11 protein-coding genes are annotated in these 13,164 nt (G+C 64.1%); 6 read left to right on the top strand and 5 right to left on the bottom strand.

Going from position 1 to position 13,164, the window contains the following annotated elements:
* The first annotated feature begins 3 nt into the window (after positions 1–3).
* Positions 4–300 carry a hypothetical protein gene (locus tag B5E65_RS14120; RefSeq protein ID WP_087172407.1) on the top strand — a complete coding sequence of 99 codons (297 nt, stop codon included), beginning with the start codon at positions 4–6 and terminating at the stop codon, positions 298–300.
* 50 nt (positions 301–350) lie between these two features.
* Here the strand turns inward: B5E65_RS14120 and B5E65_RS14115 are convergent, their stop codons facing one another.
* A complete protein-coding gene (locus tag B5E65_RS14115) occupies positions 351–986 on the bottom strand; it encodes an orotate phosphoribosyltransferase (protein WP_087172406.1) in 636 nt (211 codons plus the stop codon).
* A 184-nt stretch (positions 987–1,170) separates the two neighbouring features.
* Here B5E65_RS14115 and coaD point away from each other — a divergent pair, with 184 nt between their 5' ends.
* Positions 1,171–1,656 carry a pantetheine-phosphate adenylyltransferase gene (gene coaD, locus B5E65_RS14110; protein WP_087172405.1) on the top strand — a complete coding sequence of 162 codons (486 nt, stop codon included), beginning with the start codon at positions 1,171–1,173 and terminating at the stop codon, positions 1,654–1,656.
* 157 nt (positions 1,657–1,813) lie between these two features.
* Complete coding sequence (locus tag B5E65_RS14105) at positions 1,814–2,632, top strand: hypothetical protein (RefSeq protein WP_087172404.1); 819 nt, start codon at positions 1,814–1,816, stop codon at positions 2,630–2,632.
* Positions 2,633–2,673: 41 nt separating this feature from the next.
* On the opposite strand, the gene tsaD is transcribed toward B5E65_RS14105, so the two are convergent.
* Genes tsaD through polA form a run of 3 tightly spaced genes read right to left on the bottom strand, consistent with a single transcriptional unit; the run spans position 2,674 to position 6,692 of the window.
* Positions 2,674–3,681 carry a tRNA (adenosine(37)-N6)-threonylcarbamoyltransferase complex transferase subunit TsaD gene (gene tsaD, locus B5E65_RS14100; RefSeq protein WP_087172403.1) on the bottom strand — a complete coding sequence of 336 codons (1,008 nt, stop codon included), beginning with the start codon at positions 3,679–3,681 and terminating at the stop codon, positions 2,674–2,676.
* Positions 3,682–3,727: 46 nt separating this feature from the next.
* Positions 3,728–4,171 carry a ribosomal protein S18-alanine N-acetyltransferase gene (gene rimI / locus B5E65_RS14095; protein ID WP_206406314.1) on the bottom strand — a complete coding sequence of 148 codons (444 nt, stop codon included), beginning with the start codon at positions 4,169–4,171 and terminating at the stop codon, positions 3,728–3,730.
* Position 4,172: 1 nt separating this feature from the next.
* Positions 4,173–6,692: a DNA polymerase I gene (gene polA, locus B5E65_RS14090; RefSeq protein ID WP_087172402.1), complete on the bottom strand. Its 2,520-nt coding sequence runs from the start codon at positions 6,690–6,692 to the stop codon at positions 4,173–4,175.
* A gap of 138 nt (positions 6,693–6,830) precedes the next feature.
* On the opposite strand from polA, the gene dusB reads away from it, so the two are divergent.
* The gene (dusB, locus tag B5E65_RS14085; protein WP_087172401.1) at positions 6,831–7,802 is read left to right on the top strand and encodes a tRNA dihydrouridine synthase DusB; all 972 of its coding nucleotides are present in this window, start codon (positions 6,831–6,833) and stop codon (positions 7,800–7,802) included.
* 4 nt (positions 7,803–7,806) lie between these two features.
* On the opposite strand, the gene yfbR is transcribed toward dusB, so the two are convergent.
* Positions 7,807–8,403: a 5'-deoxynucleotidase gene (gene yfbR, locus B5E65_RS14080; protein WP_087172400.1), complete on the bottom strand. Its 597-nt coding sequence runs from the start codon at positions 8,401–8,403 to the stop codon at positions 7,807–7,809.
* Between the two features lie 136 nt (positions 8,404–8,539).
* Here yfbR and B5E65_RS14075 point away from each other — a divergent pair, with 136 nt between their 5' ends.
* Both B5E65_RS14075 and B5E65_RS14070 read left to right on the top strand, forming a co-directional pair.
* Positions 8,540–10,969: a YfhO family protein gene (locus tag B5E65_RS14075; protein ID WP_087172399.1), complete on the top strand. Its 2,430-nt coding sequence runs from the start codon at positions 8,540–8,542 to the stop codon at positions 10,967–10,969.
* The gene (locus B5E65_RS14070) at positions 10,966–13,125 is read left to right on the top strand and encodes a Tex family protein (RefSeq protein WP_087172398.1); all 2,160 of its coding nucleotides are present in this window, start codon (positions 10,966–10,968) and stop codon (positions 13,123–13,125) included. The genes B5E65_RS14075 and B5E65_RS14070 overlap by 4 nt, the downstream gene beginning before the upstream one ends.
* The last annotated feature ends 39 nt before the right edge of the window (positions 13,126–13,164 follow it).

Here is a 13,164-nt window from a genome sequence, read left to right as displayed (position 1 = left end):
AGCATGCTGCAAAACTGGAATGTGGACAAGTCCAAGCTGGAAAAACAGCAGAAAGAACTGAAGGAATCGATGCAGTTCACCTATGTGGGCCACGGCACCAAGGCCACCGGCCTGTTTGCCAAGGAGTTCAAGCGCAAGCCGGGCCTGTATGCCCGCTGCACCACCTGCGGCTACTATATGCCGCTGGACGCCCGGGGGGAGGAACGCTGCATCTGCGGCAACCTCTACCGCACCGAGCGGGAATTCAAGCATGAACTGCCCGCCAATGAGATCGAGATCTTCAAGGGCGTGAAGAAATAAGAAAACCGGCCTGCATCGTGCAGGCCGGTTTTTGTGTATCTGTTTTGTGTTTAGCCCATCTTGGAATAGCCAAAGCCGTTGACCAGAGCGTCGATCTTGATACCCTGACGGCAGAACGGGCAGTCGTGGTAGTTGTAGCTGTGGTAGTCAGGCAATTCATCCTGGTTGAATACCGAAACAACCGGGATGCCGTCCACCTCGTTGGTGGAGCTGTAGATGGCGGACAGGCCCGCCACCTTGCCGCCGTAATACTGCACGCATTCCATGCTCTTGTGCAGGGTGATGCCGCTGGATACAGAGGCCATCAGGATCAGCACGTTCTTGCCCCGGATCATGGGCATGGTGTTGTCGCGGAAGATCAGCTGGCTGTTGGAGTTGTACTCCGGGGTCAGCACGTAGATGGTCTCGTGCGCGTTCAGGCTCATAAAGCCGGCGCTGGTCAGTTCCTTGGCCACGCAGGCGCCGATGACCTGGGTGTCGTCCAGGCACAGGATGGTGTCCACGATGGTGCTGCTGCGGTAATGGGTTACCAGTTCGCGCGCCACGGCTTCCGCCTCTTTCAGGCGGGTCTTCAGGGTGGTAATGTCAATGTAGTAGTTGGTGTGGCTGTGGTTGGTCACAAAATGGCCGTGGGCGTACTTCAGTTCCAGATTGCTCTTGCGGGTGCGGATACGATGAAATTCCATGGTTACCTCCTGCTGGCAAAGGCGCTTCGCAGCAGCCTGCGAAACGCTTTTTTTTATTATACCGCCCCGCCCGCCGCAAGAACAAGGTGCGGCCTTGACAAAAAAATATTGAAAAATTCGTGAGAATCGTGTACAACAATACTAGGGCAGTTTGGCCCATATGATCCCAAAGGAGGGCATACCTATGATCACGGCAGTGTATCCCGGCAGCTTTGATCCGGTTACGCTGGGACACATGGACATTATCACGCGGGCGTCCCGCGTGGTGGACAAGCTGGTCATCGGCATCCTGATCAACAAAAAGAAAACCCCGCTCTTTACCACCGAAGAACGGCTGGACATGCTGCGCCATTCGGTGGCACAGTTCTCCAATGTGACGGTGGAGACCTTTGACGGCATGACGGTGGAATTTGCCAAGCGCAACGGCGCCTCGGTGATTATCCGCGGCCTGCGGGCGGTTACCGATTTTGAGAGCGAGATGCAGATTGCCCAGATCAACCACGAGATTGAACCCACGGTGGACACCATGTTTTTCACCACCAGCCTGCAGTACGCCTACCTGTCTTCCACCATGGCCAAGGAGGTAGCCAGCTACGGCAGCGAAGTATCCCATTTTGTGAACCCCTATGTGGCGGAGTGCCTGCGCAAAAAGTTTGCGCAGCTGGGCTGATCAACCGGTATCCCCGGACGGCGGCAAGCCTCCGGGGCCTTTTTCTGCGCTTTTCGCGAAATTTGCACGGGCTCTTGCGGGAATCCCCGTGCGAAAAGGAGCGAGCAAGCACAGCCCGGGCACGCCCCACAAAACAATACAGGAGGATGTTAAATCTATGAAATCCATCACGAAACAAAAGGCCGTTCTGGCCGCAGCGATGATCCTGGCAGCGGTGCTGTCCTTTGCGGTGCTGGCGGGGGCGCTCTCTGCGCCTTCCCTGCATGCGGGCACCATCAACGCACTGGAAGAAAAACGGGATACGGTCATGGGGCTGGCGGCGGCCTCCGCCGCGGCCTCGGCGGGCATTACCCTGATTCCCGGCGACGTGGCCACCCCCATTGCGGACAAGCTGGCGGACCTCAGTTCCGCCTTTCTTGTGGTGCTGTGCGCCATTTACCTGGAAAAGTATCTGGTCACCATGACCTTTTACGTGGCATTCCGGTATCTGGTGCCGGCGGTCTGCCTGCTGCTTGTGGTCAACCTGTTCTGGCAGCGGGACTGGCTGCAGCGGCTGATGGTCAAGCTGGTGGCCTTTACGGTGGTGATCTGCGCGGTGGTGCCCGCCAGTATGGGCCTGTCCGGCATGATCGAGCGCACCTACAGCGATTCGATCGAACAGACCATCGCCAGCACCGAGCAGGCGGTGGAAAGCATGGAAAACGCCGCCGGTGACGAGGAAGAATCGGGCGGTCTGGGCGGTCTGCTGGATCAGGTGGTGAGCGGCGTGACCCAGGCGGCCGAACAGGTCACCGAGCAGGTCAAGACCCTGCTGAGCCGCTTTCTGGAGGCGCTGGCGGTGATGATCGTCACCTCCTGCGTGATCCCGGCGGTGGTGCTGCTGAGCTTTGTCTGGTTGGCCAACACCATTCTGGGTATGAATGTGACCCTGCCCAAGTCGATGCCCCACATCGTTCCTCACAGAAGCAAGGTATAAGCAAAAGCGCCCTCCCGGCCGGGAGGGCGCTTTTCGGTTTGTCAGATGTAATCGATGGGCAGGGTGGCCATGCCGTTCAGGGACAGATCCGCCACATGCCCGGCGGTGAATTCGTAGTAGCCCTGGCTGGCGATCATGGCGGCGTTGTCGCCGCAGAGGGCCGGGTCGGGCAGGTATACCCGGATGCCCAGTTTGGCCGCGCCCTGTTCCACCAGCCTGCGTAGCAGGCCGTTGGCCGCCACGCCGCCCGCCAGGCAGAGGATTTTGGCCCCGGTATCCTTGGCGGCGGCCAGCAGTTTATTGGCCAGAATCTCGTCGATCCGCCACTCAAAGCTGGCGGCCATATCGGCCGCGTTCAGTTCCTCGCCCTTCATCTGGGCCTGGTTCACCGCGTTGAGCACCGCGGTTTTCAGTCCGGAAAAACTCACATTGTAGGGCCCTTCCACATGGGGCACCGGCAGGGAATAGGCGTGGGGATTGCCCTCTTTGGCCGCCTTGCTGATGGCGGGCCCGCCGGGATAGCCCAGCCCCAGGGTGCGGGCCACCTTGTCAAAGGCTTCGCCCGCCGCGTCGTCCACCGTGCGGCCCAGCACCCGGAACCGGGTGTAATCGTCCACCTGCACAATATGGCTGTGCCCGCCGCTGACCACCAGGCAGAGGAACGGCGGTTTCAGTTCCGGATGGGTCAGGTACAAAGCGGCAATGTGCCCCCGCAGGTGATGCACCCCCACCAGCGGCTTGCCGCTGGAAAGGCTCAACCCTTTGGCAAAGTTCAGCCCCACCAGCACCGCCCCGATCAGGCCGGGGGCAAAGGTGGCCGCCACCGCGTCCAGATCCTCCGCCCGCACCCCGGCGTCCGCCAGGGCTTTCTGCGCCACGGCGCTCACGCTTTCAATGTGCCGCCGGCTGGCGATTTCCGGCACCACGCCGCCGTACAGGGCCTGTTCCTCCACGCTGGTGGCGATCACGTTGCTTACGATCCGCCGCCCGTCCTCCACCACCGCGGCGGCGGTTTCGTCGCAGCTGCTTTCGATCCCTAAAATCAGCATTTTGTCAAATCCTCGCAAAACAATACGAATTGTAGTTAATCCGCGGTTAATCCAAATTTAGCGCCATGACTACGGCGTCCTCGGCAGGGTTCCGGTAAAAGCCCCGGCGCACCCCCGCGGCGGCAAAGCCTACGCTTTCATACAAGGCCCGGGCCGCGGCATTGCCCGCCCGCACCTCCAGAAAGCAGCTCTGGGCGCCCTCGGCCCGCAGCGCCGCCAGCGCCCCGGTCAGCAGCGCCCGGCCCGCACCCTGCCGCCGGGCGGCTGGGTCTACGGTCAGGGCGTTCAGGCTGGCTTCTCCCGCCGCCAGCTGAAACACCGCCAGCCCCGCTGTCTGCCCGTCCCGGCAGGCCACGAACAGCCGGCCGAAATCGCTGGCCAGTTCTTCCGCCAGCTGGGGCTCGGTCCAGGGGTCGGGAGCGGTGGCCTCAATGGCCGCGCAGCGGGGCAGGTCGCCGGGCTCCATCGCCCGGATCGTCCAGCCCGCCATCTCAGTGGGCCTCCCGCCAGGTGAAGCCCTCGCCCACGTCGGCGGTCAGCGGCACGGTAAAGTTGGCCGCGCCCTGCATCTCCTCTTTCAGGATGCGGGCCACCTGCTCCTTTTCTTCGGGCGGGGTCTCCACGATCAGTTCGTCGTGCACCTGCAGAATCAGCCGGGCCGCCAGTTTTTCCTCCCGCAGCCGCTGCCACACCCGCACCATGGCCAGCTTGATCACGTCTGCCGCGGTGCCCTGGATGGGGGTGTTCATGGCGATCCGTTCGCCCAGCGCCCGCACATTCCGGTTGTTGCTGGCCAGCTCCGGCAAGGCACGCCGCCGCCCGTACAGGGTGGCCACATAGCCATGCTCTTGCCCGAAGGCAATCGTGTCGTCCATATACCGCTTCACGCCCGGGAAGGTGGCCAGATAGTTCTTGATGAACTGGTCGGCCTCCTTGACGCTGACCCCGATGTCCTGGCTCAGGCTGTAGGCTCCGATGCCGTACACAATGCCGAAGTTCACCGCCTTGGCGCTGGAGCGCAGCTGCGGGGTGACCATCTCCGGGGGCAGGTTGTAGATCTTGGCGGCGGTGCTGCGGTGGATGTCCTCCCCGTTGGCAAAGGCCTGCCGCATGGTCTCATCGCCGGAGATATGGGCCAGGATGCGCAGTTCGATCTGGCTGTAGTCCGCGTCGGCCAGCAGCCAGCCGGGCTTCGCGGTGAAGAACTCCCGCAGGCGGCTGCCCAGCTGGGTGCGCACCGGGATGTTCTGCAGATTCGGCTCGGTGGAGCTGATGCGGCCGGTGCGGGTCTCGGTCTGGATAAAGGTGCTGTGCACCCGGCCGTCCGGCCCCAGCTGCCGCAGCAGCCCCTCCACATAGGTGCTGTTCAGTTTCTGGTATACCCGGTACTGCAGGATATCCTCGATCACCGGATGATAGCCCCGCAGGCTTTCCAGGGTTTCCGCGTCGGTGGAGTAGCCGCTCTTGGTCTTTTTGCGGGGCGGCAGGCCCAGCTTGTCAAACAGCGCCTGGCCCAGCTGCTTGGGGCTGTTCAGGTTGAATTCGTACCCCACCGCCTCCCAGATGCGGGCAAGGCAGGCGTCCAGTTCGGTTTTCAGGGTCTGGCCAAAGGCTTCCAGACCCGCCCCGTCCAGCTGCATGCCGTACCGCTCCATGTCCGCCAGCACCCGGGCCAGCGGCAGCTCGATGGTGCGCAGCAGCTCGTCCATGCCATCGGCGGTCACCTTGGCCTGCAGAGCTTCGCACAGGCCCGCCAGCACCCCCGCGTCGGGGCAGTCCTCGCACACAAAGGCGGGCTGCACCCCGTATTCAGCGGCCAGATGACCCACCGAGTATTCGCTGGCGGAGGGGTTCAGCAGATAGGCGGCCAGCTTGCCGTCAAAGGTGATGGCCTTGCCCTCGCCGCCCGCGTCCAGCGCGATGTGGTAAAGGGGCTTTGCGTCAAATACCCGCAGTTCCGCTTCGCCGTCCAGCAGGGCGGGCAGCCGGTCTTCTTCCACCGAGTAAGGCGCGCCGTCGGCCACGGCGTACCAGCCCTGTTCGCCCCGGGCCAGATATACCGGGCCGGTCAGAGATTCGGGCAGGGGAGAAAGGCAGGCCGCCGGAACTTCCGCCGCCGCGGCCGGGGCAGCCGCGCCCGGCTCGGGCAGGCCCAGGCGGCCGATCATGCTGTGCATCTCCAGATCGGCCAGCATGGCGGCGGCCGCCGCCGGGTCACCGGGCTGGCGCTTGTAGGTGCCCTCGCCGGTCTCGATGGGGGCGGCGCAGTCGATGGTGGCCAGGGTGCGGCTGAGCAGGGCCTCTTCCCGGTGTGCCAGCAGCTTGGTGCGCACGCCGGGCTTGATGGCCGCATCGTCGATGTGCTCGTACACCCCGTCCAGGGTGCCGAACTTCTGAATCAGGGCCAGGGCGGTCTTTTCACCGATACCCGCCACGCCCGGGATATTGTCGCTGGTGTCGCCCATCAGGCTCTTGACCTGGATCAGCTGTTTGGGCTCCACGCCGTATTTCTCCCGCACCGCGGCCAGGTCCATGACCACCGTTTCACTGCGGCCCATGCGGGTGGCGGTCAGCAGCACGGTGGCGGTCTCGCTCACCAGCTGCAGGCTGTCCCGGTCGCCGGTGGCCAGCAGGCAGTCGTCCTGCCGCGCGCCCCAGGCGGCGGACAGGGTGCCCAGAATATCGTCCGCCTCGTAGCCCTCCCGGCTCACCATCGGGTAACCCAGATATCCCAGCAGTTCTTTCAGCACCGGCATCTGATCCGCCAGCTCCTGGGGCATGCCCTTGCGGGTGGCCTTGTAGCCGTCGTACATCTTGTGCCGGAAGGTGGGGGCTTTCAGGTCCCAGGCAATGGCCACCTCGTCCGGATCGTGGGCGTTCATCAGCCCCTGCAGGGTGTTCAGAAAACCGTAGATGGCGTTGGTGGGGCGTCCGTCCTTGGTGGTCAGCAGCTTGATGCCGTAAAAGGCCCGGTTGACCAGGCTGTTGCCGTCCAGAACCAGTAATTTCATAGGCAGTATATCCTCTCTGCGGGGCCGCGGCCCCGAAATTTCATACTCTTTCAGTATACCACAAAAGGCGTGTTTGTGGTACAATAACCAGTAACCGCGGTTTTTGCGCCGCGTATCCTAGAGAAAAGCAGGTTTTGCATGAAGATAGCATCCATCCCTCTTGCCCCCGGCGCGGCGCTGGCCCCCATGGCCGGCTTTACCGACGCCGCCTGCCGGGACATGGCTGTCCGCCACGGGGCGGCCTATACCGTCAGCGAGATGGTCAGCGCCAAGGCGCTTACCTTCGGCGATAAAAAAAGCGCCCAGCTGATCCGCTGCAAGCCCAACGGCGCCCCCTATGGGGTGCAGCTGTTCGGGGCTGAACCGGAAACCATGGGCCAGGCTGCCCGGCTGATTCAGCACTACGACTACGATTTTATCGACATCAATATGGGTTGTCCGGCCCCCAAGATCACCTCTTCCGGCGCGGGCAGCCGTCTGCTGCTGGACCCGGCCCTCTGCGGGCGGATCGTGGCGGCGGTGGTGGAGGCCTCGGACGGCCGCCCTGTCACCGTCAAGATGCGCGCCGGCTGGGACGGCGACCATATCACCGCCGTGGAGACCGCCAAAGCCTGTGAAGCGGCGGGCGCGGCTCTGATCGCGGTGCACGGCCGCACCCGGGAGCAGATGTACATCCCCGGCACGGTGGACTGGTCGGTGATCGCCGCGGTCAAGGCGGCGGTGTCGGTGCCGGTGCTGGGCAACGGGGATATCACCACCGCCGACGAAGCCCGCGCCATGATGGAGGCCACCGGCTGCGACGGGGTCATGGTAGGTCGGGGCGCGCTGGGCAACCCCTGGCTGTTCGGCGAGATTGCCGCCATGCTGAAAGGGGAGCCCGCCCCGCCGCCGCCCACCCTGCGCCAGCGGATGGAAGAACTCCGCCGCCAGGTGTACGAGATGTGCGAGAACAAGGGCGAGTGGGTGGCCATGCCCCAGGCCCGCAGCCAGGCTATCCACTATATGAAAGGCCTGCGCGGGGCCGCCGCCCTGCGGGCGGAGTGCAGCCGGCTGGAGCATTTTCCCGACATCGACCGCCTGATCGAAAAGATCTGGCAGGAGAACAGCTGATGCCTTATTCCAGGGCGGTCAGTTCGTCCAGCGTCAGGGCGTAGCAGGGCAGCATGTGGGCCATAAAATAGTCCGCTGCCGGGCAGGCCATCGCCTCCAGCGCCGCCTGCTGCTGGGCCAGCGCGGCCCGGAACTCCCCGTTGCCGGCCCGCACCTCTTCACCGCATTTGATCAGGGCGCTCAGCCGGTCGGCGGCTTTCAGCAGCGTTTTTTCCTCCGCTGTCAGGCAGTCCCCGGTCAGAAAGCCTGCCAGCGTGTCCTGCAACGGCGGGGCCGCCAGTATCGCCATCTGGCAGGCGCTCTGCCGCTCCAGCGCCTTGTAGGCGGTCTTGAGGGCTTCATTCTTGTATTTTACCGGGGTAGGCATGTCGCCGGTCAGAATCTCCGGCGCGTCGTGGTACAGGGCCGCGGCGGCCAGCGTTTCGGGCCGCACCCCGGCCTGGCCCAGCATATCCCGGGCAATCAGCCCCAAGGTGTGGGCCAGCAGCGCGGTGTCGGCGGTGTGTTCGCTCAGGGTCTCGGTGCGGGTGCTGTGCATCAGCGCCCACCGGGTGATGTGCTTCATCCGGGCCAGCAGCGCGTTGAGAGAATAGTGTTCCATTTTGCAAGGTTCCTCCCGGTTGACTCGTATTACAGGTGGACGGCTTGCGTCCGCCCGGGTCTTCCGTTCCAGTATACCATACCGGCGGCCCGTTGGCAGGCCGGAACCCAAAATTTGTTGTGAGGAGGCAGATCCCATGCAGCCTGTGCGGCAGCTTACACCCCGCCCGAACCTGTACTGGATGACCTTTGGCTTCTGCGCATTGGGAGCCGCGTGCATCTTTTTGCCCTTTTTGGTGGTGGACAAGGGCTTTTTCCTCTATTGCGGCGACTTCAACAGCCAGTACATCTCCTTTACCCAGTACGCCAACGCCTTTGTAAAAGAGGGCGGCAGCTGGAGCTGGGCCACCGATATGGGCAGCGGCTTTGTGAACAGCTACTCCTACTATCTGCTGGGCTCGCCGTTTTTCTGGCTCAGCTGCATCCTGCCCGCTTCCTGGCAGCCCTACCTGATGGTGCCGATGCTCTGCCTGAAATACGCGGTGGCCGGCGGCGGCGCCTATTTATGGGTGCGCCGGTACGCCAGGCGGCAGAATCTGGCGGTCATCGCCGGATGCCTGTACGCCTTTTCCGGCTTTACCATCTACAACACCTTTTTCTTCACCTTTGTGGACGGCATCGCCCTGTTCCCGTACCTGCTCTGGGCGCTGGACGAGGCGGTGTACGAGGACCGGCGGGGGCTGTTCGCCTTTGTGGTGGCGGTCAATTTCCTGAACAACTACTTCTTCTTTGCCGGGCAGATCGTGTTCCTGGTGTTGTATTTTGTCTGCAAATGTACCACCCGCTCCTGGCATATCACCCCGCGGCTGTTCGGGCGGCTGGCCTTTGAAAGCCTGCTGGGCAGCGCCATGGGCTGTGTGCTGGCCTGGCCCGCGCTGCTGAGCCTGTCCCAGAACCCCCGCACCGTGAACTTCTCCAGCGGATACGGCTTTCTGTTATACGGCAAGGTGCAGCAGTACTTTGCCATCTTCTACAACCTGTTCTTCCCGCCGGACCCGCCCTATCTTCCCAACATGTTCACCGACTGCACCATCAAGCACACCAGCATGACCGCCTATCTGCCGCTGATCGGCTTTTCGGCGGCGCTGGCCTGGCTGCGCACCCGGCAGGGGCATGCTTTCCGCCGGCTGCTGTTTATCTGCGGGCTCTGCGCCATGGTGCCGGTGCTCAATTCGGCCTTTTATGCCCTGAACTCCAGCTACTACGCCCGCTGGTGGTATATGCCGGTGCTGATTCTGTGCGGCGCCAGCATGCTGGCTTTGGAGGACGAAGGGGTGGACATCCCCCGCAAAGGTATCCTGCCCAGCCTGATCATCCTGCTCAGCACCGTGGCGCTGGCGGTGGTGCCGGTGGAAGGGGACGAGGGCGAATGGACCTTCGGCGTGCTGCAGCAGCCCAGTCAGTACTGGCTGATGCTGGGCCTGGGCGTGGCAGGCCTGCTGATCTTCTGGATGGTGCTGGTCTGGTACGAGCGCGGGCCCCGCATGCCCCGGGCGCTGCTGGCGGCGGTGCTGGCTTTCTCCTGCCTGTACAGCGTGTTCCACTTTGCCATCGGCAAGTTCCCCCAGTGGGAGCGGGACGGCGGCTACCGGCAGGAATGCTATGTGGAGGGCTTCCAGCTGGCCGAGGCGCTGCCGGAGGGCTTCTACCGCACCGACACCTATGAGACTTTTGATAACCTGAGCATGTGGACCGGTATCTCCAACCTGCAGTTCTTCAGCACCACGGTGGAGCCCAGCATCATGGAGTTCTATCCGCAGCTGGGGGTCAAGCGGGACGTGAGCAGCAAGCCGGAGGTGGAGAATTACGCCCTGCGCGGCCTGCTGAGCGTGCGGTTCACCCTGATGCCGCTGGATGAACAGGCCAACTTCCTGGATGTGGTGGAGGAGCAGGGCTGGACCTTCTGGGGCGAGATCGGCAGCTACGCGGTCTACGAGAACGAGAACTGGGTGCCGATGGGCTTCACCTACGACAGCTACATCACCCAGGAGCAGCTGGACGCCATCCCGGAGGACAAGCGCTCCAACGTCCTGATGCGGGCGCTGGTGCTGGACGAAGAACAGATCGAGCAGTACGGCAGCTGGCTGACCCAGCTGGAAAGCACCGATCTGGTGGACCGGGACTACGACGCTTATGCGGAGGACGCCGCCGCCCGCCGGGCCAGCGCGGCGGACAGCTTTGTGGCGGACAACTACGGATTCACCGCCACCATCACCCTGGACAGCGACAACCTGGTGTTCTTCAGCGTGCCCTACACCGAGGGCTGGACCGCCACCGTGAACGGCGAGACCGTGCCGGTGGAAAAGGTAAGCGGCGGCATGATCGCCGTGCCCGCCGGAGCGGGGGAGAACACCATCCGGCTGGACTACCACACCCCGGGCCTGGCCCAGAGCGCCGCGGTGGCCGGCACGGCGGTGCTGATCTGGCTGGGCTGGATGGCCTGGCTGGTATACCGCCGCCGCAAACCGGCCCCCGTATCCGCACCGGCGCCGGTTTCCAACGAACCCGCCGATTCTGAGAACGAATCGTTTTCTGTTGAACTACCGAAAGGAAACACCGACCTATGAACGAGCATACCCAACAGATCGCCGCCGAGCTGGGGCTGGAGCCCCGCTGGGTGGACGCCGCCATTGAACTGATCGACGCGGGCAACACCATCCCGTTTATCGCCCGTTACCGCAAGGAGGCCACCCATTCCATGGATGACCAGGCCCTGCGCCAGCTGGCCGACCGGCTGGAGTACCTGCGCGGCCTGGACAAGCGCCGCAGCGAGGTGCGCGCCTCCATCGAAACCCAGGGCGCTTTGACGGCGGAACTGGACGCGGCGCTGGCCAAAGCGGCCACCCTGGCCGAACTGGAGGACCTGTACCGGCCCTACAAGCCCAAGCGCAAGACCCGCGCCAGCGTGGCCAAGGCCCGGGGGCTGCAGCCCCTGGCGGACGCGCTGCTGGCCCAGGACCCGCGCCTGGACGTGGAAAAAGAGGCCGCCGGCTATTGCAACGAAGAGGTGCCCGACGCGGCAGCCGCCCTGGCCGGCGCCCGGGACATTCTGGCCGAGCAGATCAGCGACGACGCCCATCTGCGGGCGGAGCTGCGCCGGTTCTACAATGCCTTCGGGCAGGTGAACAGCCATGCTGCCGACCCGGACAAGGACAGCGTCTATGCCCAGTATTATGATTTTTCCGAGCCGGTAAGCCGCATCGCGGGCCACCGGGTGCTGGCCCTGGACCGGGGCGAGCGGGAGGGCTTCCTCAAGGTGGAGGTGGCCGTGGACCCGGACCGCACCGCCGATCTTGTCTGCCGGATGTTTGTGAAAAAGTCCGGCGGGGCCAGCGCCGCCCAGATGGACGCCGCCGCCCGGGATGCCTACACCCGCCTGATCCATCCCAGCATGGAGCGGGAGGTGCGCGCCGCCCTGACCGACAAGGCCGCTGAGGGGGCCATTCAGGTGTTTGGCGAGAACCTGCGCCAGCTGCTGCTGCAGCCGCCCATCCGGGGCAAGGTGGCCATGGGCCTGGACCCGGGCTACCGCATGGGCTGCAAGGTGGCGGTGGTGGACCCCACCGGCAAGGTGCTGGACACCGCCGTGGTCTACCCGGTGCCGGAGTTCAAGCGGGTGGAGCAGGCCAAAACCATCATCAAGCAGCTGATCCGCCGCCATGGGGTGGAGATCATCGCCATCGGCAACGGCACCGCCGGCAAGGAGACCGAACTCTTTGCCGCCGACGTGATCCGGGAACTGGGCGGCGGCGTGCAGTACATGGTGGTCAGCGAGGCGGGGGCCAGTGTTTACTCCGCCAGCAAGCTGGCCGCGGAGGAGTTCCCCCAGTATGACGTGAACCTGCGCAGCGCGGTCTCCATCGCCCGCCGCCTGCAGGACCCGCTGGCGGAACTGGTCAAGATCGATCCCAAGGCCGTGGGCGTGGGCCAGTACCAGCACGATATGCCCGCCAAGCGGCTGAACGAAACCCTGGACGGGGTGGTGGAGGACTGCGTCAACACGGTGGGCGTGGACCTGAACACCGCCAGCGCCCCGCTGCTGGCCCGGGTGGCGGGCATTACCGCCACCACCGCAAAGAACATCGTGGCCCGCCGGGAGGAAGAGGGCGCCTTTACCTCCCGGGCGCAGCTGAAAAAGGTCAAGGGGCTGGGCCCCAAGGCCTTTGAACAGTGCGCGGGCTTTCTGCGGCTGCCCGGCGCGGCCGATCCGCTGGACGCCACCGCCGTGCATCCGGAAAGCTACGCCGCCGCCTCGGCCGTGCTGAAAAAGTGCGGCTTCTCCCTGGCGGATGTGGGCACCCCGGCCATTGCCTCCCTGCCCAAAACGGTGGAGGCGGTGGGCTACAAGGCCCTCTGCGAGGAAACCGGCGTGGGCGAACCCACCCTGCGGGACATCGTGTCCGAGCTGGTGCGGCCCGGCCGGGATATGCGGGACGAGCTGCCACCGCCGCTGCTGCGCAGCGATGTGATGGGCATGGAGGACCTGAAACCCGGCATGGAACTGCTGGGCACCGTGCGCAACGTGATCGATTTTGGTGCCTTTGTGGACATCGGGGTGCATCAGGACGGCCTGGTGCACGTAAGCCAGCTCAGCGAAAAGTTCATCAAGCATCCCAGCCAGGCGGTGCACGTGGGCGACGTGGTCCGGGTGCGGGTGCTGGACGTGGATCTGAAGAAAAAGCGGATTGCCCTGACCATGAAGCAGGTCAAGCAGCCCCAGTAACAGACAGAACAAAAACCGCGGCGGCGGGCCTGATGGCCC

The organism is Gemmiger sp. An120 (genome assembly GCF_002160955.1).
In the GTDB taxonomy this organism is placed as follows: Bacteria; Bacillota; Clostridia; order Oscillospirales; family Ruminococcaceae; genus Gemmiger_A; species Gemmiger_A avium.
This window is presented reverse-complemented; position numbering and strand designations above follow the sequence as displayed.

Excerpts from the sequence above, each read along its gene's own strand:
- B5E65_RS14120 (WP_087172407.1), top strand. The coding sequence starts at position 4 with ATGCTGCAAAACTGGAATGTGGACAAGTCCAAGCTGGAAAAACAGCAG.
- B5E65_RS14115 (WP_087172406.1), bottom strand. The coding sequence starts at position 986 with ATGGAATTTCATCGTATCCGCACCCGCAAGAGCAATCTGGAACTGAAG.
- coaD (WP_087172405.1), top strand. The coding sequence starts at position 1,171 with ATGATCACGGCAGTGTATCCCGGCAGCTTTGATCCGGTTACGCTGGGA.
- B5E65_RS14105 (WP_087172404.1), top strand. The coding sequence starts at position 1,814 with ATGAAATCCATCACGAAACAAAAGGCCGTTCTGGCCGCAGCGATGATC.
- tsaD (WP_087172403.1), bottom strand. The coding sequence starts at position 3,681 with ATGCTGATTTTAGGGATCGAAAGCAGCTGCGACGAAACCGCCGCCGCG.
- rimI (WP_206406314.1), bottom strand. The coding sequence starts at position 4,171 with ATGGCGGGCTGGACGATCCGGGCGATGGAGCCCGGCGACCTGCCCCGC.
- polA (WP_087172402.1), bottom strand. The coding sequence starts at position 6,692 with ATGAAATTACTGGTTCTGGACGGCAACAGCCTGGTCAACCGGGCCTTT.
- dusB (WP_087172401.1), top strand. The coding sequence starts at position 6,831 with ATGAAGATAGCATCCATCCCTCTTGCCCCCGGCGCGGCGCTGGCCCCC.
- yfbR (WP_087172400.1), bottom strand. The coding sequence starts at position 8,403 with ATGGAACACTATTCTCTCAACGCGCTGCTGGCCCGGATGAAGCACATC.
- B5E65_RS14075 (WP_087172399.1), top strand. The coding sequence starts at position 8,540 with ATGCAGCCTGTGCGGCAGCTTACACCCCGCCCGAACCTGTACTGGATG.
- B5E65_RS14070 (WP_087172398.1), top strand. The coding sequence starts at position 10,966 with ATGAACGAGCATACCCAACAGATCGCCGCCGAGCTGGGGCTGGAGCCC.